17 protein-coding genes, 1 rRNA gene and 3 other annotated features are annotated in these 25,156 nt (G+C 55.4%); of the genes, 8 read left to right on the top strand and 10 right to left on the bottom strand.

Annotated features, from left to right (window positions below):
- Positions 1 to 623: a sequence feature (23S ribosomal RNA rRNA prediction is too short), on the top strand.
- A gap of 6 nt (positions 624 to 629) precedes the next feature.
- Positions 630 to 1,386: a sequence feature (23S ribosomal RNA rRNA prediction is too short), on the top strand.
- 1 nt (position 1,387) lies between these two features.
- Positions 1,388 to 2,260, top strand: a sequence feature (23S ribosomal RNA rRNA prediction is too short).
- 208 nt (positions 2,261 to 2,468) lie between these two features.
- Positions 2,469 to 2,584: ribosomal RNA gene (rrf, locus tag DR88_RS23145) — 5S ribosomal RNA — on the top strand.
- 758 nt (positions 2,585 to 3,342) lie between these two features.
- Positions 3,343 to 3,660 carry a hypothetical protein gene (locus DR88_RS23140; protein ID WP_002887322.1) on the top strand — a complete coding sequence of 106 codons (318 nt, stop codon included), beginning with the start codon at positions 3,343 to 3,345 and terminating at the stop codon, positions 3,658 to 3,660.
- 40 nt (positions 3,661 to 3,700) lie between these two features.
- Here DR88_RS23140 and DR88_RS23135 read toward each other — a convergent pair whose 3' ends face one another.
- From DR88_RS23135 to trpS, 4 genes are all read right to left on the bottom strand, one after another.
- Entirely contained in the window at positions 3,701 to 4,798 is a 1,098-nt protein-coding gene (locus tag DR88_RS23135) for an ABC transporter permease (RefSeq protein WP_004146902.1), read from the bottom strand.
- Complete coding sequence (gene rbbA, locus DR88_RS23130) at positions 4,798 to 7,542, bottom strand: ribosome-associated ATPase/putative transporter RbbA (protein WP_004146903.1); 2,745 nt, start codon at positions 7,540 to 7,542, stop codon at positions 4,798 to 4,800. The genes DR88_RS23135 and rbbA overlap by 1 nt, the downstream gene beginning before the upstream one ends.
- Positions 7,539 to 8,606: an HlyD family secretion protein gene (locus DR88_RS23125; protein ID WP_004146904.1), complete on the bottom strand. Its 1,068-nt coding sequence runs from the start codon at positions 8,604 to 8,606 to the stop codon at positions 7,539 to 7,541. The genes rbbA and DR88_RS23125 overlap by 4 nt, the downstream gene beginning before the upstream one ends.
- Before the next feature lie 306 nt (positions 8,607 to 8,912).
- Positions 8,913 to 9,920 carry a tryptophan--tRNA ligase gene (trpS, locus tag DR88_RS23120; protein WP_025862024.1) on the bottom strand — a complete coding sequence of 336 codons (1,008 nt, stop codon included), beginning with the start codon at positions 9,918 to 9,920 and terminating at the stop codon, positions 8,913 to 8,915.
- A 504-nt stretch (positions 9,921 to 10,424) separates the two neighbouring features.
- Between trpS and DR88_RS23115 the strand changes: the two genes are divergently transcribed.
- From DR88_RS23115 to DR88_RS23100, 4 genes are read left to right on the top strand one after another with little or no spacing between them, the layout of a single operon-like run.
- The gene (locus tag DR88_RS23115; protein WP_032443784.1) at positions 10,425 to 11,408 is read left to right on the top strand and encodes an autoinducer 2 ABC transporter substrate-binding protein; all 984 of its coding nucleotides are present in this window, start codon (positions 10,425 to 10,427) and stop codon (positions 11,406 to 11,408) included.
- A gap of 50 nt (positions 11,409 to 11,458) precedes the next feature.
- A complete protein-coding gene (locus tag DR88_RS23110) occupies positions 11,459 to 12,943 on the top strand; it encodes a sugar ABC transporter ATP-binding protein (RefSeq protein WP_004146908.1) in 1,485 nt (494 codons plus the stop codon).
- Entirely contained in the window at positions 12,936 to 13,907 is a 972-nt protein-coding gene (locus DR88_RS23105; RefSeq protein ID WP_004146909.1) for an ABC transporter permease, read from the top strand. The genes DR88_RS23110 and DR88_RS23105 overlap by 8 nt, the downstream gene beginning before the upstream one ends.
- Positions 13,904 to 14,860 (top strand): ABC transporter permease, encoded by a 957-nt coding sequence (locus tag DR88_RS23100; RefSeq protein WP_025862025.1) that lies wholly within the window; start codon positions 13,904 to 13,906, stop codon positions 14,858 to 14,860. The genes DR88_RS23105 and DR88_RS23100 overlap by 4 nt, the downstream gene beginning before the upstream one ends.
- 36 nt (positions 14,861 to 14,896) lie before the next feature.
- Here the strand turns inward: DR88_RS23100 and DR88_RS23095 are convergent, their stop codons facing one another.
- Positions 14,897 to 15,679, bottom strand: a complete 783-nt coding sequence (locus DR88_RS23095) for an NAD(P)H-dependent oxidoreductase (RefSeq protein WP_002887354.1) — start codon at positions 15,677 to 15,679, stop codon at positions 14,897 to 14,899.
- Positions 15,680 to 15,765: 86 nt separating this feature from the next.
- On the opposite strand from DR88_RS23095, the gene DR88_RS23090 reads away from it, so the two are divergent.
- On the top strand, positions 15,766 to 16,674 hold the full coding sequence (locus DR88_RS23090) for a LysR family transcriptional regulator (protein WP_004894547.1): 909 nt from the start codon (positions 15,766 to 15,768) through the stop codon (positions 16,672 to 16,674).
- Positions 16,668 to 17,090, top strand: a complete 423-nt coding sequence (fosA, locus tag DR88_RS23085) for a FosA5 family fosfomycin resistance glutathione transferase (protein ID WP_023302439.1) — start codon at positions 16,668 to 16,670, stop codon at positions 17,088 to 17,090. Before DR88_RS23090 ends, fosA begins: the two co-directional genes overlap by 7 nt.
- Before the next feature lie 63 nt (positions 17,091 to 17,153).
- Here the strand turns inward: fosA and DR88_RS23080 are convergent, their stop codons facing one another.
- From DR88_RS23080 to DR88_RS23060, 5 genes are all read right to left on the bottom strand, one after another.
- Positions 17,154 to 17,357 carry a hypothetical protein gene (locus tag DR88_RS23080; protein ID WP_023302440.1) on the bottom strand — a complete coding sequence of 68 codons (204 nt, stop codon included), beginning with the start codon at positions 17,355 to 17,357 and terminating at the stop codon, positions 17,154 to 17,156.
- A 12-nt stretch (positions 17,358 to 17,369) separates the two neighbouring features.
- Positions 17,370 to 20,633, bottom strand: a complete 3,264-nt coding sequence (locus tag DR88_RS23075) for a type I restriction endonuclease subunit R (RefSeq protein ID WP_004146911.1) — start codon at positions 20,631 to 20,633, stop codon at positions 17,370 to 17,372.
- A gap of 95 nt (positions 20,634 to 20,728) precedes the next feature.
- The gene (locus DR88_RS23070; protein WP_004146912.1) at positions 20,729 to 22,135 is read right to left on the bottom strand and encodes a restriction endonuclease subunit S; all 1,407 of its coding nucleotides are present in this window, start codon (positions 22,133 to 22,135) and stop codon (positions 20,729 to 20,731) included.
- The gene (locus DR88_RS23065) at positions 22,125 to 23,744 is read right to left on the bottom strand and encodes a type I restriction-modification system subunit M (RefSeq protein ID WP_004146913.1); all 1,620 of its coding nucleotides are present in this window, start codon (positions 23,742 to 23,744) and stop codon (positions 22,125 to 22,127) included. The genes DR88_RS23070 and DR88_RS23065 overlap by 11 nt, the downstream gene beginning before the upstream one ends.
- Positions 23,745 to 23,807: 63 nt before the next feature.
- Positions 23,808 to 24,974, bottom strand: a complete 1,167-nt coding sequence (locus DR88_RS23060; protein ID WP_023302444.1) for a restriction endonuclease — start codon at positions 24,972 to 24,974, stop codon at positions 23,808 to 23,810.
- Positions 24,975 to 25,156 lie beyond the last annotated feature (182 nt).

The raw sequence follows: 25,156 nt of genomic DNA on the forward strand, positions 1-25,156 counted from the left end.
AACCGAGTCTTAACTGGGCGTTAAGTTGCAGGGTATAGACCCGAAACCCGGTGATCTAGCCATGGGCAGGTTGAAGGTTGGGTAACACTAACTGGAGGACCGAACCGACTAATGTTGAAAAATTAGCGGATGACTTGTGGCTGGGGGTGAAAGGCCAATCAAACCGGGAGATAGCTGGTTCTCCCCGAAAGCTATTTAGGTAGCGCCTCGTGAATTCATCTTCGGGGGTAGAGCACTGTTTCGGCTAGGGGGTCATCCCGACTTACCAACCCGATGCAAACTACGAATACCGAAGAATGTTATCACGGGAGACACACGGCGGGTGCTAACGTCCGTCGTGAAGAGGGAAACAACCCAGACCGCCAGCTAAGGTCCCAAAGTCATGGTTAAGTGGGAAACGATGTGGGAAGGCACAGACAGCCAGGATGTTGGCTTAGAAGCAGCCATCATTTAAAGAAAGCGTAATAGCTCACTGGTCGAGTCGGCCTGCGCGGAAGATGTAACGGGGCTAAACCATGCACCGAAGCTGCGGCAGCGACACTATGTGTTGTTGGGTAGGGGAGCGTTCTGTAAGCCTGCGAAGGTGTGCTGTGAGGCATGCTGGAGGTATCAGAAGTGCGAATGCTGACATAAGTAACGATAAAGCGGGTGAAAAGCCCGCTCGCCGGAAGACCAAGGGTTCCCGTCCAACGTTAATCGGGGCAGGGTGAGTCGACCCCTAAGGCGAGGCCGAAAGGCGTAGTCGATGGGAAACAGGTTAATATTCCTGTACTTGGTGTTACTGCGAAGGGGGGACGGAGAAGGCTATGTTAGCCGGGCGACGGTTGTCCCGGTTTAAGCATGTAGGCTGGTTGTCCAGGCAAATCCGGATAATCAAGGCTGAGGTGTGATGACGAGGCACTACGGTGCTGAAGTAACAAATGCCCTGCTTCCAGGAAAAGCCTCTAAGCATCAGGTAACATCAAATCGTACCCCAAACCGACACAGGTGGTCAGGTAGAGAATACCAAGGCGCTTGAGAGAACTCGGGTGAAGGAACTAGGCAAAATGGTGCCGTAACTTCGGGAGAAGGCACGCTGGTGTGTAGGTGAAGTCCCTGCGGATGGAGCTGAGACCAGTCGAAGATACCAGCTGGCTGCAACTGTTTATTAAAAACACAGCACTGTGCAAACACGAAAGTGGACGTATACGGTGTGACGCCTGCCCGGTGCCGGAAGGTTAATTGATGGGGTTATCCGTAAGGAGAAGCTCTTGATCGAAGCCCCGGTAAACGGCGGCCGTAACTATAACGGTCCTAAGGTAGCGAAATTCCTTGTCGGGTAAGTTCCGACCTGCACGAATGGCGTAATGATGGCCAGGCTGTCTCCACCCGAGACTCAGTGAAATTGAACTCGCTGTGAAGATGCAGTGTACCCGCGGCAAGACGGAAAGACCCCGTGAACCTTTACTATAGCTTGACACTGAACATTGAGCCTTGATGTGTAGGATAGGTGGGAGGCTTTGAAGCGTGGACGCCAGTCTGCGTGGAGCCAACCTTGAAATACCACCCTTTAATGTTTGATGTTCTAACGTTGGCCCCTCACCGGGGTTGCGGACAGTGTCTGGTGGGTAGTTTGACTGGGGCGGTCTCCTCCCAAAGCGTAACGGAGGAGCACGAAGGTTAGCTAATCCTGGTCGGACATCAGGAGGTTAGTGCAATGGCATAAGCTAGCTTGACTGCGAGCGTGACGGCGCGAGCAGGTGCGAAAGCAGGTCATAGTGATCCGGTGGTTCTGAATGGAAGGGCCATCGCTCAACGGATAAAAGGTACTCCGGGGATAACAGGCTGATACCGCCCAAGAGTTCATATCGACGGCGGTGTTTGGCACCTCGATGTCGGCTCATCACATCCTGGGGCTGAAGTAGGTCCCAAGGGTATGGCTGTTCGCCATTTAAAGTGGTACGCGAGCTGGGTTTAGAACGTCGTGAGACAGTTCGGTCCCTATCTGCCGTGGGCGCTGGAGAATTGAGGGGGGCTGCTCCTAGTACGAGAGGACCGGAGTGGACGCATCACTGGTGTTCGGGTTGTCATGCCAATGGCACTGCCCGGTAGCTAAATGCGGAAGAGATAAGTGCTGAAAGCATCTAAGCACGAAACTTGCCCCGAGATGAGTTCTCCCTGAGACTTTAAGTCTCCTGAAGGAACGTTGAAGACGACGACGTTGATAGGCCGGGTGTGTAAGCGCAGCGATGCGTTGAGCTAACCGGTACTAATGAACCGTGAGGCTTAACCTTACAACGCCGAAGATGTTTTGGCGATTTGAGAGAATTTTCAGCTTAGATTCAGAGTTGAGTACGCAATAATTTGCGCAGCAGCAAGGCGACAAGCGACGGAAAGGAAGGAGCATACTGAAGTATGTGACTGACTTTACGAGCGCAGGCAACGCAGCTGATGCGATAAAGAATTGCGTACTGAGCACAAAGAATTTGCCTGGCGGCACTAGCGCGGTGGTCCCACCTGACCCCATGCCGAACTCAGAAGTGAAACGCCGTAGCGCCGATGGTAGTGTGGGGTCTCCCCATGTGAGAGTAGGGAACTGCCAGGCATCAAATAAAGCAGAAAGCCCGGTCGAAAGACCGGGCTTTTTGTTTTATCTGTTGTTTGTCGGTGAGCGCTCTCCAGAGTAGGACAAATCCGCCGGGAGCGGATTTGAACGTTGCGCAGCAACGGCCCGGAGGGTGGCGGGCAGGACGCTCGCCATAAACTGCCAGGCATCAAACAAGTGAAGAGCCCATCCTGCCGGATGGGCTTTTTGCGTTTCTGTCGTCCGGCCAGCGTGCCGGCATGTCTCCCCGGTGGCGCTGCGCTTGCCGGGGCTACGGATCCGACACGGGGCTACGTCCCTGTGGCCGGACAAGGTGCGCAGCACCGCCTTTATTGCTTCGCAAAATAGCGTGACGAATGCTTGTGGCATGGTCAACCGGATAGTGAATTTACCGGATGATACAAGTCGGAAAATAATTATCAGCAGCTACGATTAATATTATCTCTTTATTTCAGCGCCATTATATTGTGCCCCGGTAAAATAATGATGCGGCCTCTTCCTCCCACAAAATAACGCGTTTACGCTTCAGAAAAAATATTTCCGTGACTGGATACTTCGCTTCCGGATGTATTGTGGCGAACGGTATGCTTCTTCCCTGTTTTTGTCTAAATGAGCTTTATCATTAACACTTTGTTAACTTGATCTGGTTTATATGGCAGCAAATTTGATATACAAAGAGGGATGATTGCCTGTATGGATGCTGCCCGAAATACCTTGCGAGACATATGCAGGTTCTCGGCTGGCAAATGAGAATAGAAATGAAAATCCTGCTTAACTGGTCGCCATTGCGCCAGCTCTTCACTTACATTCAGGAGCGCTTTACCTTTCTGGTGCTGCTCTGCTGGCCAGCGATTATCTGGTTATTCTGTCGGGTCGGCGTGTGGCTCACCGATAACGTTTATGAACTGCTGGGAAAATCACCCGCCCAGTCCTTCACCGTGTATCTGCAGCCGTTTATGACCCCCGGCACGCTGCTGCGCATCTCCATCAGCTGGGTGGTGTTGCTGTTCATTCTCTTCAGTATGGCGATGGCCTTCACCTGGGGTTTACGTCGCTTTATGAATCGCCATAAATAAACCATTCGGCCGCCGTAAGTCGACGGCCCTTCTTAAGCCTTTATGCCATCTCACCAATAGTCTTACGAAAACGCAGCAACGCGATACTAAAGAACACTCCGCCGATAGCCAGCAAGGTTAAGAACTGCGGCCAGACGATGGCGAAGCTGGCGCCTCGATACAATATCGCCTGCGCCAGGCTGACGAAGTGGGTGGTCGGCATGGTCAACATAATATCCTGTACCAGCTGCGGCATACTTTCTCGCGGCGTGGATCCGCCGGAGAGCATCTGCAGCGGCAGTAAGACCAGGATCATCAGCAGCCCCAGCTGCGGCATCGAGCGGGCGAGGGTGCCCATAAAAATGCCGATTGAGGTCGTGGCGAACAGGCTGAGCGCCACCCCCAGCATAAACAGGGGAATCGACCCTTCAATGGGCACCTGCAAAATCCCCTGTACCATCAGCACCACCAGGCCCATCGACCAGATCTTGGCCAGCATAATTTCAAACGGCGTGATCGGCATCACCAGCAGATGCTCAATGGTGCCATGTTCCCGCTCGCGGATCAGCGCCGAACCGGTGAGGACAATGGCCAGCATGGTGATATTGTTGATGATCGCCATCACCGCGCCAAAGCGCTCCTGCTCAAGGTTAGGATTAAAACGCATCCTGACCGCCAGCTCTACCGGCAGCACGCTGTTATCCCGATAGCGGGCGATAAAACTGTTTACTTCGCCGGTGATAATATTCTGGATGTAACCGTTGCCGGTAAAGGCCTGACTCATGCGCGTGGCGTCGACGTTGACCTGGATTTCCGGCTGCCGACCGGCCAGTACATCGCGCTGGAAGTTAGGCGGGATGTTGATGGCGAACGTGTAGCGCCCGGCATCCAGCCCGGCGTCCATCTCATCAGCGGTGATCAGCTCCGGCTCAAGAAACCAGGGACGGTAAAAAGCGTTAATAATGCGTGAGGAGAGCTGTGATTTATCCATATCAGCAACCGCGATCGGCGCCAGGTGCAGCGAACCGGGCATCACCGTGGCCGAGGAGTACACCGACACGGTAAACGCAAACACGATCAGCGCCAGCATCGCTTTATCACCGAGCAGGCTGCGCAGCTCTTTGACGCCAAGATTATAAATATTGCGTAATCCGCGCATCATCCCTCCTGTTTCTTCAGCAGCAGCACGCTCAACCCGAGCACCAGCGGCACCGCAATCAGTAGCGGAATGAATGAGCCCCACAAATCGCTAATATTCAGCGCTTTGGAAAAGGTCCCGCGGGCGATAGTCAGGAAGTGGCTGGTCGGGTAGATTTGCCCAATCCAGCGTCCGGGACCTTCCAGCGAGGCCACCGGATCGATCATTCCGGAAAACTGGGTTGCCGGGATCAGCGTAATAATCGCGGTACCGAAAATAGCGGCGATTTGGCTCTTCATAAAGGTTGAGATCAGCAGCCCCAGACCAGTGGCGATGGTGACATACAGCAGCGCCGCCAGGGTCAGCGTCAGGAAACTCCCCTTATGCGCGACGCCAAAGACAAAGACCGACAGCGCGCACAGCAGGAAGAAGTTAAACATCCCCAGTACGATGTAAGGCAGCTGCTTGCCGAGCAGGAATTCGCTGCGGGTGGTTGGCGTCACGTACAAGTTGATAATCGATCCGAGCTCTTTCTCACGCACTACGCTCAGGGCGCTGAGCATCGCCGGGATCATCATCAGCAGCAGCGGGATCACCGCCGGGACGATGGCCGGCAGGCTCTTCACATCTGGATTGTAGCGATAGCGGGTCTCGATGGAGATGAGCGAGGTATCGCGCTGCGGGCTGCTCTGCCGGCCGGCCATCTCCTGCAGCCAGGCCAGATGCATCGCCTGTACGTAGCCGCGCACGGTTTCCGCGCGGTTGGGCATCGCGCCGTCCACCCACACGCCGATTTGCACCGGCGTGCCGCGGGCGATATCGCGACCAAAGTTCGGCGGGATCTCTATTGCCACCGCCAGCTCGCCATCGCGCATCCGGCGGTCCAGTTCGTCATAGCTGTGCAGCGGCGCCTGCTCGATAAAGTAGCGTGAACCGGCTATGTTCTGCGACCAGCCCTGGCTGCTGAGGGTTTGATCGCGGTCGAGGACGGCAAAGCGCAGATCCTCAACGTCCATGCTGATCCCATACCCCATGATAAACATCAGGATCACCGTCCCCAGCAGCGCCAGCGTCGATCGTACAGGATCGCGGCGCAGCTCCAGCGCCTCGCGGCGGCTATAGCTAAACAGCCGGCGAAGACTGAAGGCCTGCCGTGGAGCCGTATGTCCGGAATGCGATGCCACAGCAGACGTGGGTTCTTCTGGTACTGGAGAGGACGGCTGGGCCTCTTTAAGCCAGGCGATAAACGCCTCTTCCAGGCTGTTTGAACCGCGCTGCTCGACCAGCGCCTGCGGCGTATCGCTGGCCAGCACTTTGCCGGCGTGCATCAGGGAGATACGATCGCAGCGTTCCGCCTCATTCATAAAGTGGGTGGAGATAAAAATGGTCACCTGATCCTGCCGCGCGAGGTCTACCATCAGCTGCCAGAACATATCCCGCGCCACCGGGTCGACGCCGGAGGTCGGCTCGTCGAGGATCAGCATCTCCGGGCGATGGATGACCGCCACCGCTAACGACAGGCGCTGACGGATCCCCAGCGGCAGATCGGCGGGAAGCGCGTCTTCAACCTCGGTCAGCATAAAGCGCTCGCACATTTCCGCCACCCGGCCGGGGATTTCGCCGTCCGGAATATGGAACAGGCGGGCGTGCAGCTCGAGGTTTTGCCGGACGGTCAGCTCGCTATAGAGCGAGAAGGCCTGCGACATATAGCCCACCCGCTGGCGGGTGGCGATATCCTTCGGGTCGACCGGCTGGCCGAACAGCCAGGCTTCACCTTCGCTGGCGGGCAGCAGGCCGGTGAGCATCTTCATGGTGGTGGATTTGCCGCAGCCGTTGGAGCCGAGGAAGCCGAAGATTTCACCGCGGGCGATGCGGAAATTAACGTGGTCGACGGCAACAAAGTTGCCGAAGCGCATGGTCAGGCCGCGCGCTTCGATGGCGATCTCTTCCTCACGGCTGTCGCGCGGTGGGATAACTACCGCCCTATGTGCCTGACGCTGTGCTTCTGGCAGCAGGGCGATAAACGCCTGCTCCAGGGTCTGGCTGCCGGTCTGGGCTTTGAGCTCTGCGGCGCTGCCGGTCGCCAGCACCTCGCCGGCGTTCATCGCCACCAGCCAGTCAAATCGCTCGGCCTCTTCCATGTAGGCGGTGGCCACCAGCACGCTCATCGCCGGCTGGCGCTGGCGAATACTGTCGATAAGCTCCCAGAACTGCGCCCGGGAGAGGGGATCGACGCCGGTGGTCGGTTCATCAAGGATCAGCAGCTGCGGATCGTGGATCAGCGCGCAGCACAGGCCGAGCTTTTGCTTCATCCCACCGGAGAGTTTTCCGGCGGGGCGATCGCGAAACGGCGCCAGCCCGGTACTCTGCAGCAGCTCGTTGATGCGCAGTTCGCGCTCGGCTTTATCGTGGCCGAACAGGCGGGCGAAGAAGTCGACGTTTTCATACACCGAGAGAGTGTGATAGAGGTTTTTCCCCAGCCCCTGCGGCATCCACGCGATTTTCGGGCACACCTCGCGGCGGTGATGCACATCGCGCATATCGCCGCCAAGCACCATCACGTTCCCCTGCTCGATGATCCGCGCCCCGGCGATCAGCGAAAGCAGGCTCGATTTGCCGACGCCGTCCGGGCCAATCAGGCCAACCATACGCCGTGCCGGGATCGCCAGACTGATATCGCGCAGCGCGATGGTGGCGCCAAACTGCTGACCAACATGTTCCAGCAGGGCGACGGGGGGCGAGGTATCCTGCGGCGTCAGTTTCATTGCGGCAACCTCACCGCCAGGGCATCAGGCCAGGGTTGTTGTTTATCCAGCCGTACGTAAGCCATACCGGGCAGGCCGGTTTTGACATACTCCAGGTGCTGCGCCAGCAGCTCCGGCGGGATACGCGCTTTGACGCGGAACATTAGCTTCAGGCGCTCGTCGCTGGTCTCGACCGTTTTCGGCGTGAACTGGGCGACGCTGGCGACAAAGCTGATATTGGCCGGGATCACCAGATCCGGCGCGGCATCAAGGACCAAGCGCGCTTCGCTGCCGAGCGCCAGCAGACCTGCCTGTTCGGTGGGCAGAAAGAAGGTCATATAGACATCGGCGAGATCGACCATGTTCAGTACCCGGCCACCGGCGGCCAGGACTTCGCCTGGCTCAGCGACGCGATACTGAATGCGGCCGTCGCGGGGGGCTTTCAGCTCGCTATCGTCAATATCGGCGAGGATCCGCCGCTCGGTCGCCTGGGCGGCTTCGACGCGGGTTTGCGCCTGAATAATGCTGGTGCGGGCAGCTTCGATGGCGGCGCGGGCGGCGGAGACCTGGGCTTTCGCCGATTCCAGCGCCGCGCGGGCGCTCTCGGCGGCCGCGCGATCGTCATCCAGCTGCTGGGCGGAGACGGCGCCATGCTGGGAGAGGGTGTTGGAGCGAACATGGCGTTTCGCCGTGGAATCCAGCTCCGCCTGACGCTGCTTCACTACCGCTTCGCTGGCGCGCATTTCACTTTGTCGCTGATCGAGCAAGGCTCTGGCGGCCAGGACCGCGCTTTCCGCCTCCTTGATTTGCGCGGCGGCTTCAAGACGCTGCTCGTTCAGTACCCGGGTATCCATTCTCGCCAGCACCTCTCCCTGGTGCACGAACTGACCCTCTTTGACCAGAATGGTGTCGATACGCCCGGCGATTTTACTGGCAATATCGACTTCGGTGGCTTCGATTCGGCCGTTGCTGCTGGCAAACCCCGCCGGGAGTCCCGGCGGGCGCAGCAGCCACCATGCGGCGGCGGCGAGCACCACCAGTAAGCCGACAAAATACCCTGCCCAACGTTTCTTTATTTTGTCCATACGCGACTCGCTTGATTCCCTGTGCTGAGTGGTGCGCGTGTTTCCTCCGGCGGGCGGAGCGTCCTTCTTGCGAAGGACGAAAAAGTGGAGGGAGGGCCGCTGACGCCGCGCTCTGCCGCGCCGATGCGCAGCCGCTCGCTGGGCTACTTATGTGGTCATCATCAGCGATCCTGGCCTTAATGAAACACGCATAGTGAGAGCTACCGTTAACGCGATAGTAACAGCCGGGGCGATATTGTCCATACGAAAGGCAGGGTCTTGTCGGCGTGTTAACAAAATTATCCGCACAGGGAGTATTTCACCATCTCAGAACAGCACCGGCAGACCCAGCCCACGCTTCACCTCATGCAGCGTCTGCTGTGTGAGGTGGTGGGCGCGTTCGCTGCCCTGGCGCAGCAGCTCCAGCAGCATCCCTTTATCCTGAATAAAAGTGGCCCTGCGTTCGCGGATCGGCGCCAGTAGCGTCTGCAAGCAGGTCTCCAGCTCATTCTTACACTGGCGATCGCCCAGCCCGCCGCGCTGATAGTGGGCTTTCATCTCTGCCACCCGCGCCTTATCGCTGTGGAATGCATCGAGATAGGTAAACACCACGTTGCCCTCGACATGCCCCGGATCGCTGACTCTCAGGTGCGTCGGGTCGGTATACATCGCGCTGACCGCGTGGTGGATCTCCTCCTCTGTGGCCGATAACGTCAGCGTATTGCCCAGCGATTTCGACATTTTGGTGTTGCCATCGACGCCCGGCAGGCGACTCACTTCGCTGAGTAGCGCCTTGCAGTGGCGCAGCACCGGCTCGCCGGTGAGGCTATTCATCTTGTGGACGATCTCGTTGGTCTGCTCAATCATCGGTAGCTGATCGTCGCCCACCGGCACCAGTTCGGCCTTGAACGCGGTGATATCGGCCGCCTGGCTAATCGGATAGGCGAGAAAACCCACCGGCAGCGAGCGGGCGAATCCCTTCTGGGCAATCTCATTTTTGACCGTCGGATTACGTTCTACGCGGGCGACGGTGACGATATTCATATACAGCGCGCTGAGCTCCGCCAGCGCCGGCAGGGCGGACTGCAGGCAAATAGTGGTGAGCCTGGTGTCGATGCCGACGGCCAGATAATCGGCCATGACTTCGAGGATATGGTGGCTGATTTTTTGCGGATTGCTGCCGTTGTCCGTGAGCCCTTGCAGGTCGGCGATCAGGATAAATTGCTGGTGGTTATGCTGCAGCGCGACGCGCTGGCGCAGCGAGCCGACGTAGTGGCCAAGATGAAGTTGGCCGGTCGGGCGGTCGCCGGTGAGGATGGTTTGTGGATGGTTCATCAGGGACTCCTTATCAGACTGTTCAGCCGAAAGACGTCCTGAAAACACCAAAGCCGCCTTCCGGCGGCTTTGAAAATGGAAACGTGTATCGTGCCGCCTGTTATGCAGGCAGCCACCAACGGCGGGGATAGGTAACGATAACGTTTCTGTTCATAGGGAGTATCCTGCCACGGAAGGGGCTGGAGGCGCAATCAAAAATCACATACTTTTCCTGATGTTATTTATGTGATTGTTTTTCGGTAAATAACGAAGCGGGAAAAATATATTTTCTCTGCGACCCGATCATTATTCTGGAACAACAAACTATGTTGCATTTTTTTTGTGAAAAAGCTCACGCCACAGGATTATAGTATTATTATCCATATTTATAGCTGAATATTACCTGTCTGCTGTTACAGCTTGTGTTTATTCTCTTCTAAATTATTAACATTATTACAATTTCTATCTATTTTTCCGCTTTGCGTCATACCCCTGTCTGACTACAACGTATTGAGGCTAATTATTATGTATAAACGTCTGGTCGTTAATATTTTTTCATCCTTGCTGTTGGGGGCTGCGCTTATTTCCGCGCCGGTATATGCGGCGGAAAAAACCGTAGTCAATATTTCAAAAGTGGACGGCATGCCATGGTTTAACCGGATGGGTGAAGGGGTAGTCCAGGCCGGGAAAGAGTTTAACCTCAACGCCTCCCAGGTAGGGCCGTCCAGCACCGATGCGCCGCAGCAGGTGAAAATTATTGAGGACCTGATTGCACGTAAAGTGGATGCCATCACTATCGTGCCTAACGATGCCAACGTGCTGGAGCCGGTATTCAAAAAAGCCCGTGACGCCGGCATCGTGGTACTGACCAACGAATCGCCCGGGCAGCCGAGCGCCAACTGGGATGTGGAGATAATCGATAACGAGAAGTTCGCTGCTGAATACGTGGAGCATATGGCCAAGCGGATGGGTGGCAAAGGCGGCTACGTTATCTATGTCGGTAGCCTTACGGTACCGCAGCACAACCTGTGGGCCGATCTGCTGGTGAAATACCAAAAAGAACATTACCCGGACATGCATGAAGTCACCCGCCGAATGCCGGTGGCGGAAAGTGTTGATGATTCCCGCCGTACCACGCTCGATCTGATGAAAACTTACCCGGATCTGAAAGCGGTGGTCTCTTTTGGTTCGAATGGCCCGATTGGCGCGGGGCGCGCGGTGAAAGAGAAGCGTGCGAAAAATAAAGTCGCGGTCTACGGGATGATGATCCCCTCGCAGGCGGCTTCTCTTATTAAGAGCGGCGATATTACCGAAGGGATCACCTACGATCCGGCGACAGCCGGCTATGCCCTCGCGGCCGTCGCCAGCACCCTGCTGAACGGCAAAACCATTGAGCCGGGATTTGAACTGAAAGAGCTCGGTAAAGCGGAGGTCGATAGCGACAAGCATATTATCCGCTTCCATAAAGTGCTGCTGGTAAATAAAGACAATATTGATTCGCTCTACTAATCCACCTTCCGGGGCGCCTGCCGCCCCGGCTTAACCAGCCAGGGGATGCTATGGAACCTTTCCTTTCCCTTCGACACGTCAGCAAAACCTTCCACGCCAACCGCGCGCTCAATGATATCAGCATCGACTTTATGCCCGGAGAAGTGCACTGCCTGGCCGGGCAGAACGGTTGCGGGAAGTCGACGTTGATCAAAATTATCTCTGGCGTCTATCGCCCGGATGAGGGCGCAGCGATGACGCTGGGCGGCAAGACGTGGCCCAAACTGACGCCAGCGGCCTCTGTCGCCCATGGGATCCAGGTGATTTATCAGGATCTGTCACTGTTTCCCAATCTCAGCGTGTGGGAGAACATTGCTATAAACCACTATCATCGCGGCGTGCTGGTGAGGCGCAGCGAACTGCGACGCAGTGCGGAGCAGGCGATGCGCAGTATTAACGTCTCGCTGCCGCTGGATGCCGCCGTGGAATCGCTCTCCATCGCTCGCTGTCAGCTGGTGGCTATCTGCCGCGCGCTGGCGCAGGATGCCCGGCTTATCATTATGGATGAACCCACGGCCTCATTGACCCATCAGGAAGTGGAGGGACTATTGCATGTGGTGCGCCAGCTGCGTGAGAGGGGGATCTGCATCGTCTTCGTAAGCCACCGTCTGGAAGAGGTCATGGCCGTATCGGACCGCATCAGCGTGCTGAAGGATGGCAATCTGGTCGGCACCTTGCCGGCGGCAGAGGTAACCACCCGCCGGCTCGGTTTTCTGATGACGGGCCAGGAGTTTGACTATCAGGTGCGCGATCTGTGGCAGGGGCAGGGCAGTACGCCGGTGCTGGAGGTGCGCAATCTCAGCCGCAAGGGGGAATATCATAACGTCTCCCTGAAGGTCGAAGCCGGAGAAGTAGTGTCGATAGTCGGCCTGTTGGGCGCCGGGCGAACAGAGCTGTGCCTGAGCCTTTTCGGCATGACCCGCCCTGACAGCGGCGAGATCCTGATAAATGGCCACCCGGTGCGGTTGCGTAGCAATCAGGACGCTATCCGCCACGGTATCGGCTATGTCTCCGAGGACCGTATGTCGCGCGGCCTGGTGATGAGTCAGTCGATTGAAAACAACATTATCAGCACCGTGTTTCATAAAGTGAAAGGCGCTTGCGGACTATTGAGTGATAGTAAAGCTCAGCAGCTGGTCGCAAGAATGGTCAACGCGTTGACCATTAAGGCGCCGGATACGCATCTGCCGGTGAATACCCTCTCCGGTGGTAATGCCCAGCGCGTTTCTATCGCCAAATGGCTGGCGATCTCTCCTAAGCTGCTGCTCCTCGATAGCCCAACCGTGGGGGTGGATATCGCAAACAAAGCCGGGATCTATCATATCATCAGCGATTTGGCTGCCCATGGTATCGCCGTGCTGATGATTTGCGACGAGATTGAAGAGGCGTGGTACCAGAGTCATCGCATCCTGGTGATGAAGCAGGGCGAGTTGACCCATAGCTTCCTGCCGGACAGCAGTACCCAGCAGCAGATAGCGGAGGTGGTCAATGGCTAATCTGTTGAAACGACATGAATTCTGGTTAGGCATGTTCATTATTGCGCTGTGCCTGCTGCTGGGCTGGCGCAGTGAGGAATTTTTCACTTTCGGCAATATTTACGACCTCGCTAATAACTATGCGATGCTGACCATTCTCGCCTGTGGTCTGTTCGTGGTGCTGATCGCCGGCGGGATTGATATCTCCTTCCCGGCTATGACCATTATCGCCCAGTACGGCATGGTGGTGATGCTGCAAAAAGTAGGCGGCAACTTCGCGGTGGCTTTTGTGCTTGCCGGCGGCATCGGCGTGCTGCTGGGGCTGGTGAACGCGCTGTTGGTTAATCGTCTGCGGGTGCCCTCGATCATTATCACCATTTCTACGCTCAACATTTTCTACGGTTTGCTGCTGTGGTTAAGCAAAGGTGTCTGGCTCTACGACTTCCCTCCGTGGTTTGAAAAGGGGGTTATGCTGTTCAAATATACCGATGCCGATGGTTACGATTACGGCCTGGGGCTGCCGCTGCTGACGATGATCGTCGTGGTGCTGTTGACCGCGTTTATCATGAATTTCACCACCGTTGGCCGCAAGATCTATGCCATGGGGGGCAACCGGGAATCCGCCAGCCGCGTCGGCTTCAGCGTGCTCCGCCTGCAGCTGTTCGTTTATGGCTATATGGGGCTAATGTCGGGGGCCGCAGGTGTCGTGCAGGCGTGGACAGTGATGACCGTTGCGCCGGATTCACTGCTGGGCTATGAGCTGACGGTGCTGGCGGCGGTGGTGCTGGGCGGCACCAGCCTGATTGGCGGGCGCGGAACTCTCACCGGTACGCTGCTGGGGGTGATTTTACTGGCGGTGATGCAGAACGGCCTGAACCTGCTAGGGGTCTCCTCCTACTGGCAGACCCTGATCACTGGGGCGATCATCGTCGTCAGCATCAGCGTAACGGCATGGAGCCAGCATCAGAACCGGAGCTTGTTATGAAAAAATCGTGGCGCAACAACGTTGAGTTTTACCTGATCGGCCTGCTGCTGCTGATGGTTATCGCCTTTAGCATCGCCATGCCAAACATCTTCTGGTCTGTCAGCAATTTCCAGTCGATTGCCTCGCAAATGCCGGTGCTGGGGATCCTGGCGCTGGCGATGGCCATGACTATGCTTTGCGGCGGCATTAATTTGTCAATTATCGCGACGGCTAACGCCTGCTCGCTGGTGATGGCTTGGGTGGCGACGAGCTATCCGCCTGGGGGCGCTACCGCGCTGGCGACGCTGCTGGCTGGCGGAGGGGCGGCGATGATCATTGGCCTGTGCAACGGGATATTGATCGCCGGGATCCGCGTTTCGCCGATCCTGGCTACCCTTGGCATGATGACCCTGCTCAAAGGGATAAATATTCTGATCACCGGCGGCAGCGCCATCGCTAACTATCCGCAGTGGGTGCTGTGGCTGAATCACGCCCAGTGGTTCGGTATTCCGCTGCCAATGTGGCTTTTTGCGGTGGTGGCGGCCGGGCTGCGGGTGCTGCTGGAGAAAAGCCCGCTGGGTCGGGCGATCATGTTGATCGGATCCAACGAACGGGCGACCCATTATTCCGGGATCAATACCCGGCGGGTGTTGATGTGGGTATATGTCATCTCGGCCCTGCTCTGCGCGGTGGCTGCGTTTCTGATGATGTCGAAGCTGAACTCAGCCAAAGCATCTTATGGGGAATCGTATTTGCTGGTGTCGATCCTCGCGGCGGTGCTTGGCGGCGTGAATCCGGATGGCGGTAGCGGGCGCATCGTTGGGATGGTGCTCGCGCTGTTCCTGCTGCAGATTATTGAGAGTGGGTTCAATATCCTCGGTATCAGCCCCTATTTGACGATGGCGCTGTGGGGCGTATTGCTGCTGTGCTTTATCCAGGCGCGAGGCATGCTGGGACTGGAGAGAGCCGGGTAAATGACCCGTCCTCGGGGGCGAAGACGGGATAGCCAGTTATTCGCTACGCAAATGCACCGCCAGGCCGCTTTGCCCTGGCGCCAGCTCCGGGCGCAGCGTCAGCGACGGGATCAGATAATCGCCATGATTCTGGCGGCGGAATGGAATGGGCTCGGTTTGCCACAGCGTGTCCAGCCGCTCGGCCAGGGCGGCGCACTGATCGGCGAACTGCCCGGCATCGGTTTTATCCGTGCGGTAGAACACCAGCGGCGGAAGCACCTCAAAGCCGGGGTAGAACAGCATACCGTGCTGAATGGGGAACAGGATGTCGTCGATGGGGCCATTGATCCCGCGCGGTGAATAGTGTTCCGCCCAGCCGCCGGCGGTGACGATCAGCATCGCCCGCTTGCCGACGAAAGTGCCTTCCCCGTAGCGATCCCCCCAGTGGCGGTCGCTGTGCTCGCCGACGCCATAGGCAAAGCCCCAGGCGTACACCCTGTCGATCCAGCCCTTCATGATGGCGGGCATCGAGAACCACCATAGCGGGAACTGGAAAATCACCGTATCGGCCCACAGCAGCTTTTCCTGCTCGGCTGCGATATCCGCACTTTGGGTGCCCTGGGCAAAGGCCTGTTTGGAATCGAGGGTCGGCCGCCAGAACTCGCCGACCGGCGGGGCGCCGCTGTCATCGGCGTCATACCCGGCCTTCCAGCGCATGGCGTAGAGATCGGAGACTTGCACTTCATGCCCGGCCTGCTGCAGATGGCGGACGGCAAAATTTTTCAGCGCGCCATTGAGCGAGCGCGGTTCCGGATGGGCGTAAATCAGCAGTACTTTCATAATATCACCTCTGGCGTATGGAGAGCTGCAGAGTAGGAAAGCTGACGCTATAGTAGAAATTAATTACTTAAATTCCCGGTATAGTCGTGATTAATTTACAGCGTCTGGATCTCAATCTGTTGCGCACCCTGGATGTGCTGCTTAGCGAAAACAACGTTACCCGGGCGGCGCAGCGGCTGAATCTGTCGCAGCCCTCGGTAAGTATTCAGCTCGCCAGGCTGCGGGAGATTTTCGCCGATCCGCTGCTGATGCCGGGCCCGCGCGGCATGCAGCCCACCGCCCGCGCCGATGAGCTTCGCCAGCCGCTGCGCGCCGCATTAGCCGCGCTGGAGCAGGCGGTGGCGCCGGTCAGCCCTTTTGATCCGGCCACGGCGGCGGAGACCTGGCGGGTGGCGGCGACGGACTATATGGCCTCGGCGATCCTCCTGCCGATGCTGGCTGGGTTACGCCAGGCCTCTCCCGGCAGTCGGCTGGCGGTATTCGAGCTGCAGCCTGCGCGGCTGGAGCAGCAGGCGGCCAACGATACAGTAGATCTTTTCTTTCATACCCGCGAGGGCGCGCCGCCGGGGCTGCATCAGCGCCTGCTGTTTCGCGAACGCTACGTGCTGGCTGGCCGGGCGGAACATTCGGCGCTGCGGCCTGGGCTTAGCCTGGAAACGTTCTGTCAGCTGGAGCACGTGATCGTCTCCCCGGACGGGGGCGGCTTCAGCGCGGCGACCGATATCGCGCTGGCGAACCTCGGACTGATGCGGCGGGTTGTCCTTTCCGTGCCACATTTCCTGTTTATGCTGGAGACCCTGCGCAATAGCGATCTGGTGGCGGTCCTGCCGGAGCGGCTGGTGCGCGGGCAGAGCGGGCTGGTGGTCGTCGAGCCGCCGCTGGCGGTCGCCGGCTTTGAGATGCTGATGCTGTGGCACGAGCGCTGGCACCGCGACCCGGCGCATCAATGGCTGCGTCAGTTCATTGTGAATTCACTGGAGGAACAGACATGCTGAGTGGACTGAATCACCTGACCCTGGCAGTCAGCCAGCTGGCGCCGAGTGTGGCGTTTTATCAGCAGCTGCTGGGCATGACGCTGCATGCCCGCTGGGACAGCGGGGCTTATCTCTCCTGCGGCGATTTGTGGCTGTGCCTGTCGCTGGATCCGCAGCGGCGCGTTACTCCGCCGGAAGAGAGCGACTACACCCATTATGCGTTTAGTATTAGCGAAGCCGATTTTGCTAGCTTCGCCGCCCGCCTTGAGGCTGCCGGCGTGGCGATCTGGAAGCTGAACCGTAGCGAAGGCGCTTCGCACTATTTCCTCGATCCCGATGGCCATAAGCTGGAGCTGCACGTCGGCAGTCTCGCCCAGCGTCTGGCCGCCTGCCGCGAACAGCCGTATAAGGGGATGGTGTTTTTTGAGGATGAGTAAGTGGTAACTGGGAACCTGTAGCCCCGGTAAGCGCAGCGCCACCGGGGAGATGAGCGTCGTGTATTAACCTTCGAGGTTCAGTTCGACATTGCACTTGAACACCAGGAAGCCCATCAGCGCGCACAAGTTCACCAGACGGCTGAGATTATTACTATTGCCGTCGAATCGGAGGCTGGAAACCAGAGATATCAGCGCCACATGCAGGGGGGATGTAGGTATTTTTAGTCGCAGGCGTACTTTCGCCAGCAGCGGCTTATCACCTGCCATCCTGCAGTAAACTTAGTGCAGCGTGTTAATATGATGCTGCTTAAAATTCTCCGCCTGCGCCAGTACGCCCATATACACATCATCATTCGCCACCGGTGGGAACTTATGCTTATGCAGTAACAGAATGAGTTCCACTTTCAGTTTCGCTTTAATGTCATCACGCTTGCTCCAGTCCGGATACTTCGAGGTGTTATCGACCACCGCCTTCATCTCTTTCGCCAGCGCCAGCATCTTGTCATCCTCATAGGTGAATTGATACTTATCGCGCATATGCGCCAGAATGTCGTAGAAGGCTTTCTCTTCGATATCAATCCCCATTTCGGCGTAGGTACCCATTTCGGTTTTGATATCGTAGATAATATCGGTCATCTCCTGGCTGAAAGAATCAAACTCTTCACCGTTGAGAACATCATCTTCCCGGCGTTCGTTATATTTATCCATAATTGACTGGAAACGGCGAGTAAAGTTGATCCCCTGAAGCTGGTTGATCTTTTTAAAGTCGCTAATGGCTTTTTCCAGCAGCTTTTGCAGCAGCTGAATTTTGGTTGCCGGCAGTTTGATCTTATTGATTCGCGCCAGATAATCGTCGTCGAAAATATCGATCGACTCCGCTTTTTTGTCGCCAAGGAAAAACAACTCTTCCACGCCGTCGGCCTTCAGCGCATCGGCAATCATCTCGCGTACGCGGGCGTTCATTTGGGTCACGTCCGGTGCGTCGCCTTTGGTCAGCTTGAAGACGATGGAGCGCACGGCAATATAAAAGTGAATGTAGTCGCGCTCGGTCTGCGCAAGCGCTTCGCTGCCGCAGCAGACGTCGTAGGCCGCTTTCAGGCGCTTCACCAGCCCCATAAAGCGGCGCTCTGTCTTCTGAGTGCGCATGACAAACTCTGCCGCCTGATTCAGGCAGGCCAGCTGCGCCTGCGGTTCTCCTGTGAAGTAAGCCCGGCTGTCGAAGTCGTGCAAAACCTGCGCCAGCAGTTCGAGATGGTTTTTCACCTCAATCACTGACTGCTGGATATCTTCAAAGTTAGTGGCGTCAATGCGGGAATACATCGCCAGCGCCTGGTTCATCTGGCGCTTAATGCCGATATAGTCGACGACCAGCCCTTTACTTTTGCCTTCCAGCTTGCGGTTAACGCGGGAGATGGTCTGGATCAGGTTATGCTTTTGCAGCGGCTTATCGATATAAATAGTGTCCAGCTCCGGTACGTCAAAACCGGTCAGCCACATGTCCACCACGATGGCGATTTTGAAATTTGATTTGTCGTTTTTGAACTGCTTATCCAGTTCCTTGCGGTACTCTTTACTGCCCAACAAATCGTACAGTTGTACGCTATCGTCTTTGCCGCGGGTCATTACCATCTTGACCATTTCGGACGGCGGCAGTTCCTTCTGCTCCTGCTCGGTAAGCTCTATACCATCCGGCGCTTGTTTCACCGCAAACCATGCCGGACGAAAGTCTTTTAATTGACGATAGAAATCCCAGGCAATTTCCCGGCTGGCGCAGACAAACATCGCTTTACCTTTCACCGTGGAGCCTTCGGTGACACGTTTTTCATAGTGTTTAGCAAAGTCTTCCGCCAGCGCTTTCAGGCGGTCTTCATCACCGAGAATGGCGTTCATAGTGGCGCTGGCTTTTTTGCTCTCGTCGATTTGCCACTCGTTGGTGCCCGCATTGGCGCACTCTTCGTAATATTTTTCCACCTCTTCCAGCTTGCGGGCATCGAGGATGACCTTCGCGGCGCGGCCTTCATAGACGATGCGCACGGTGATCTCATCCTGCACGGATTCGGTCATGGTGTAGCTGTCGACGATGTTGCCAAAGACTTCCATCGTGGCGTCGATAGGGGTACCGGTAAAACCAACATAGGTGGCCTGTGGCAGCGAGTCGTGCAGATATTTGGCGAAACCGTAAGTTTTGCGCACCTTGCCATTTTCTTTATCGACGATCACTTTCTGATCGAGGTTGACCTGGCTGCGGTGCGCTTCGTCGGAAATACAGATGATATTGCTGCGCTCGGAGAGCAGTTCAGTGTCTTCGGTAAATTTATGGATAGTGGTCAGGAAGACGCCGCCGCTGTTGCGACCGGCCAGCTTTTCCCGCAGATCCTCACGGCTGGTTACGGGCACCACGGTCTCGTCGCCGATATAGTTTTTGGCATTGCACATCTGCGCCGAGAGCTGATCGTCCAGATCGGTGCGGTCGGTGATCAGCACGATCGTCGGGCTGGCGAACTCGACGCTTTTCATCAGCAGACGGGTTAAGAACTGCATGGTGTAGCTCTTGCCGCAGCCGGTCGCGCCAAAGTAGGTGCCGCCCTTGCCGTCGCCGAAAGGTTTACGCGCCCGTTCGATGCTGTAGTACAGCTTGCGCGCCGCATAATACTGCGGGTAGCGGCAGCAAATTTTTACTTCGTGTTTGGCTTTATCCGGGAAGCAGATAAAGTTTTTGATCACGTCCAGCAGACGGACCGGGTGAAACAGTCCCTGAATCATCGAATGCAGGGAGGAGATGCCGTCCTGCTCGCGGTTTTCATTGCCGGTAACTTTGCGCCAGGAGTAGAAATACTCGTATGGCGCAAAAAGGTTACCCATGCGGTTATTGACGCCGTCGCTGATAATGCACAGCGCGTTATAGACAAACAGCTGCGGAATATCGCGGCGATAGCGGGTGCAGAGCTGCTTATACGCATCGCCAATATTGGCTTCCTGCTCGCGCACCGCGCTTTTAAATTCAAATACCACTAACGGCAGGCCGTTGATATACAGGATGGCATCCGGAATACGCGGCTGGTTTTCTTTGCCGGTGATGGTCAGCTGATTGACGATTTTAACCCTGTTCAGCGGCTGGATAAGATAGCTTGCAGGGGGCTCAGCAGCATGCTGCAGCGGCATGTCTTCGGTATCGAACAGTTCACGCAGCGCAGCGGCCTGGTGCCGGGTATCGAGCAGTTCGATATAGAGATCTTTCTGCTGGCGATCGTCGCGTTTAAACAGGAAACCGTTGGCCAGCCAGGCGCAGAAGGTTTTATTGCTTTCGTAGAGATCGGAGGCGGGCAGGGTGGTGAGCTGCTTAATCAGCCGCTGGATCTCCTCTTCGGTGATGCCGTCGGCCTGATAGCGGGCGGCGAGGTAATGGCGAAGATCGTCTTCGATAATCACCTGATCGAGGCTGGAACGCGGGACATCATCGCCGATCAGGTGCTGATAGCCCTGATCCTGTAGCAGTTCGATAATGGCTTGTTCTAACTTCGCTTCACTGAATGAGAGATGCATATCTCGCTCCGGCCCTGGCTGTTTTTCTGGTAAAGGTTCCTGTTACTAAAGAAAACCTTACCAGAAAGCCCCTGATTTAACAGGGGCAAAATGCATTAAGCGGGTTCGGTTTGGGTTACTAAATCTGGTAGATCCTCCAGGGACAGCTCGCCGGAGATAAGTTTGGGGAGCAGAGTGTCGCGGAGGGCTGTTAAAGTATTATTTTCAGCTGTATTAGAAAACCAGTTCATAAATAATGGGGCTACATTATCTTCAAATATAGAAATTATCGCATTAGAGGGACGTGTAAATTTTGTTGAGGATATTATAAGTTTATTAAGATTCTGTTGCGCTGAGCCCGTAGCTTTTGATGCTATTTCATATGCTTTATCGCTGACAAAATTATAGACATAGAATGGATATTTTTCTGAATACAATCCACAACATGCTTGGTTGGCTGTCATCTTATCGCCAATAAGACACACTTCTCCCGCAGTTGCACCGTACATTGCAACAACGGTTGTATACTTTGCCCATAATTTCGCTGAGCTATTTAGTAATCCAATATCTGTGATTTTTTCTTTTGTATCTAATACTATTTTCCCTTTCACTTCGCCAGATGAAAGCCATTTTATTGTACCTTCATCCCAGAATGATGTTTCCTTTCTTGAAGGTGTTCCCCCACTCTGAATCAAATCACAGAATGAATCGAAAGTCACGCTCTCCCACCCCTTTGGTACCCAGCCCAACTCTGTTTCTTCAAATTCAGCGGGGAATAGTGCACGAATATCCGCCGGAAGTGGTTTGAAATCTGCACTATTGCGTACTTTTTGACGCAGTTCGGCGCGAGATTGCAGCGTTTCCGGGATTGAGTTTACTGCATCCAGCGCGTTATCAATCACCGGGTCGAAATCCACAAACCATGATTTGAACAGGGTTTGGGATATTTGTTCTAGGGTGTTATTAATAGCGTTATTTTTAATTATTCGATCGTTAATTTCATCCAGTATCTTTGCCATTTTACATTGCAAATGATATTCAGGATAGGGAATTAATATTGACTGAATAACTGCAGGGCTTAGGTTTGGTTGTCCGCTTCCCGAAGCATTGTTAAACAATATGTTTTGATACTGCTTAGTTGTTAAAATATAATATAAATAGCTAATGTTGAGTTTTTTTTCATCGGCAATGAATTTACCTACACGTTGGTTTAGATAGGGGGCTTTATCTCCATTAAAAGATAAGCGACCAACTCTCCCAACACTGCCTTGCCCTGTCATTGCGATTAATACATCACCATTATTTAATCTGAATTTTTTTAGACCTTCAACTGTTTTGGAAGTAACGCAGTGACTATCTTCAAGAGTAACAAACCCGTCATGAATATTTTTAATCTTAATAACAGGATATCCAATATCTGTAAAATCTTTACTCTTAAATGCATAACCGGATATGAAAGTACATCCATCAGAAACCGGGGCTAGAGGAAATTTAGTTTTTCCTAATGGGGAATTATAAACCATAACCCAGCGCCTCCAGGTTCTGGCGTATTGCCTTATCCAGTTCTTCCGCCTGCTTCATCTGTGCAAATAACGTCTGCGATAACTCGCGCATTTTGATTTCAAACGCCACACCGTCGTCTTCCTGCTCGGCGGCGCCGACGTAGCGGCCGGGGGTCAGCACATAGTCGTTAGCCTTGATCTCTGCAATCGTCGCAACCTTGCAGAACCCGGCCCGATCTTCGTACTGCGCCAGCTTGCTGTCGCCGCGCTTAACGCGCTCAGCCAGCTCTTCTGGCGTGCTGCGCCAGGCATGGTAGGTATCGGCGATGGTGACGATATCGTCCGCCGTCAGCTCTTTGGTGGTGCGGTTGATCATGGTGCCAAGGTTACGCGCATCGATAAACAGCGTCTCACCCTGACGGTTGCGATAGCCTTTGGCCGGATCGGCCGCCTTCGACTTGGTCATAAACCACAGGCACACCGGGATCTGGGTGGTGAAGAACAGCTGGCCGGGCAGGGCAATCATGCAATCGATCAGATCGTTTTCGATCATCTGCGCGCGGATCTCGCCTTCGCCGCTGGTGTTGGAACTCATCGAGCCGTTCGCCAGCACAAAACCGGCGGTGCCGTTGGCCGACAGCTTGGAAAGCATATGCAGAATCCAACCGTAGTTAGCGTTACCGGTTGGCGGCGTGCGGTAGCCGGCAAAGCGCGGGTCTTTGGTCAGCTCGGCGTCGTTGCGCCAGTCTTTCAGGTTAAACGGCGGGTTGGCCAGAATATAGTCGGCTTTCAGGTCCGGGTGCTGGTCGCTGAAGAAGGTGTCCGCCGGGCGTTCGCCGAGGTTGGCGGAAAGACCGCGAATCGCAAGGTTCATCTTCGCCAGCTTGTAGGTCGTCGCCGTCAGCTCCTGACCGTACAGGGCGATATCGCGGCTTTTCCCCTGATGGCTTTCGACAAATTTCACCGACTGGACAAACATCCCCGCCGAGCCGCAACACGGGTCATAAATTTTGCCCTGGAACGGTTCGAGCATTTCGGTCAGCAGCGTCACCACGCATTTTGGCGTATAGAACTCGCCGCCGCCTTTGCCCTCGGTGGCGGCGAACTTGCCGAGGAAGTATTCGTACACGCGACCGACCAGGTCTTCTTTCGACAGCGCTTCGACGTCGGTTTCGTGGGCCAGCGTTTCGATGTTATCGATGGTGTCGATAAGCGACGCCAGCTTCTTGGTTTCCAGATTCTGGCGGCTGAAGTAGTTGTCCGGCAGCGCGCCTTTCAGCGTCGGGTTGCGCTTCTCAATGGTGGAGAGCGCAGTATCAATGCGTACCGCAATGTCGTCCTGCTTGGCATTTTGCTTGATGAACGACCAGCGCGCCTCTTCCGGCAGATAGAAGATGTTGTCCTGCTGATAGAAGACTTCCATCTCAAGGAAATCGCCCTGTCCCTCGTCTTTCATCTTCTGACGGCGGGCTTCAAACTTATCGCTAATAAATTTGAGGAACACGAGGCTCAGCACCACGTGCTTGTACTCAGAGGATTCAACGCTGCCGCGAAGCTGGTTCGCGGTATCCCATAATGTGTCTTCAAAGCCTTTCTTTGCTTTGGCTTTTTTGGTTGGTGCTTTGGCCATGATGAACTCGTTCTGGAAAAATTTGGTGGCTATTGTAACGGTAAAAGCGGTGAAGTTCGCCCTCTACTCAATATCCAGCTCATCAAACAGCTGTAAGTCTACGTCGAGCAATTCAACGGCATTACTGCGTCTGATCCCGACGTTGTTTTCAATCAACAGTTCCAGCAGGCGATCGCCGTCAATTAGCGTAATCGGCGCGGCTCCGGGAAATAGCGCCGCCTCTGCACATTTCGCTGCAAATTTTCCGGTGGTGATAAGCGTGCCGCGAATGGCTTTGTGGTAGGGCAATGCGCCGCGCAGCTGATCGATAAACGGGCGGGTAATAGTATTTTGCATCCGCTTCACCTGCACCACTTCGGTAATGGTAGTGATGCCAACCTGCACTTTACCGACCACATCCACGCCTTTATCGCCGGAGGCTTTGGTCACTTCGACTTGCTCATAGCCCATTGCTTCCAGCAACTGGCCGACCAGATGCTCAAACTTGTAGGGATTCATGGTGGATATTTGCTCGCGCAGTAATTCCTTTTGCTGCTGGTTATAGCGTTTAACCGCATCCAGCAGCTCTTTGCGCGGGTCGGTTTGGCGTTCTGGCAGCGCTTTGCCAAGCCACTTTCTTCCTGCTTCGGTGATTTTGTAGCTCATGCCTTCACGAGTAATAAGTTCGCGCTCGACCAGATTGTAAAGCCGGGCATAGAGCGTTGTTTTAACTGAACTGGGAGAGGCGAATTTAGAGTGCTGATGCAAGAAAGCCTGCCATTCCGGAAGCAGATCGGCGCGCCGGGCCTGTTCGCGACCGGCGAGCAATTCCAGTAGCTGCAGCATGCCTTCGATATCGTCCAGTTTACGCAGCGTCGCTTCATCGTGAGCGAGGAATAAACGTCCCTGTTCACTGGGATGCCAGCCGCCATCCTCATCGGTCTGCATCAAATCGAATAGCGGATTATTGATAAACATATAACAGCCATAGCTGTGGCGGGGGTTAAGTATATGGTTATCGGTATTCCAGATTTGCCAGGCTATTTTGGCGTCTTCTCCGCTCAGTCGTTCCTTAATCCAGTGGTCCGGCTCTGACCAGTCTACCGGGTTTTGCGGGGTACCGGTCTGTTCCTGAATGGCGGAGATCATATTACGGACAGATTTTACTGAGCATCCTGCTACGGCTTTCATCATCGCTCGGGTCTGGTCGTAGGTCGGGAATAACGGAGTAATGACTTTGTAATTTCGCATGGCAATTCCTTCGCTAAAGCAATGTACGGCATCATGCCATTTTATAAAGGCTAATGGCGGGCCGACTATCATTAAATTCGTTTAATTTCATTCTATTGCTCGCCTGGCTGATGGTGAGTGTGTTTATCCCAGAGGCGGCGCTTGCCGCGCCTTTTCCGGGCTACTGGCCCCGTAGCCCGGTA

The organism is Klebsiella pneumoniae (assembly GCF_000742135.1).
Taxonomy (GTDB): Bacteria; Pseudomonadota; Gammaproteobacteria; order Enterobacterales; family Enterobacteriaceae; genus Klebsiella; species Klebsiella pneumoniae.

Bases quoted from the DNA above. Each gene is read 5' to 3' on its own strand.
- DR88_RS23140 (WP_002887322.1), top strand. From the start codon at position 3,343: ATGAAAATCCTGCTTAACTGGTCGCCATTGCGCCAGCTCTTCACTTAC.
- DR88_RS23135 (WP_004146902.1), bottom strand. From the start codon at position 4,798: ATGCGCGGATTACGCAATATTTATAATCTTGGCGTCAAAGAGCTGCGC.
- rbbA (WP_004146903.1), bottom strand. From the start codon at position 7,542: ATGAAACTGACGCCGCAGGATACCTCGCCCCCCGTCGCCCTGCTGGAA.
- DR88_RS23125 (WP_004146904.1), bottom strand. From the start codon at position 8,606: ATGGACAAAATAAAGAAACGTTGGGCAGGGTATTTTGTCGGCTTACTG.
- trpS (WP_025862024.1), bottom strand. From the start codon at position 9,920: ATGAACCATCCACAAACCATCCTCACCGGCGACCGCCCGACCGGCCAA.
- DR88_RS23115 (WP_032443784.1), top strand. From the start codon at position 10,425: ATGTATAAACGTCTGGTCGTTAATATTTTTTCATCCTTGCTGTTGGGG.
- DR88_RS23110 (WP_004146908.1), top strand. From the start codon at position 11,459: ATGGAACCTTTCCTTTCCCTTCGACACGTCAGCAAAACCTTCCACGCC.
- DR88_RS23105 (WP_004146909.1), top strand. From the start codon at position 12,936: ATGGCTAATCTGTTGAAACGACATGAATTCTGGTTAGGCATGTTCATT.
- DR88_RS23100 (WP_025862025.1), top strand. From the start codon at position 13,904: ATGAAAAAATCGTGGCGCAACAACGTTGAGTTTTACCTGATCGGCCTG.
- DR88_RS23095 (WP_002887354.1), bottom strand. From the start codon at position 15,679: ATGAAAGTACTGCTGATTTACGCCCATCCGGAACCGCGCTCGCTCAAT.
- fosA (WP_023302439.1), top strand. From the start codon at position 16,668: ATGCTGAGTGGACTGAATCACCTGACCCTGGCAGTCAGCCAGCTGGCG.
- DR88_RS23080 (WP_023302440.1), bottom strand. From the start codon at position 17,357: ATGGCAGGTGATAAGCCGCTGCTGGCGAAAGTACGCCTGCGACTAAAA.
- DR88_RS23075 (WP_004146911.1), bottom strand. From the start codon at position 20,633: ATGCATCTCTCATTCAGTGAAGCGAAGTTAGAACAAGCCATTATCGAA.
- DR88_RS23070 (WP_004146912.1), bottom strand. From the start codon at position 22,135: ATGGTTTATAATTCCCCATTAGGAAAAACTAAATTTCCTCTAGCCCCG.
- DR88_RS23065 (WP_004146913.1), bottom strand. From the start codon at position 23,744: ATGGCCAAAGCACCAACCAAAAAAGCCAAAGCAAAGAAAGGCTTTGAA.
- DR88_RS23060 (WP_023302444.1), bottom strand. From the start codon at position 24,974: ATGCGAAATTACAAAGTCATTACTCCGTTATTCCCGACCTACGACCAG.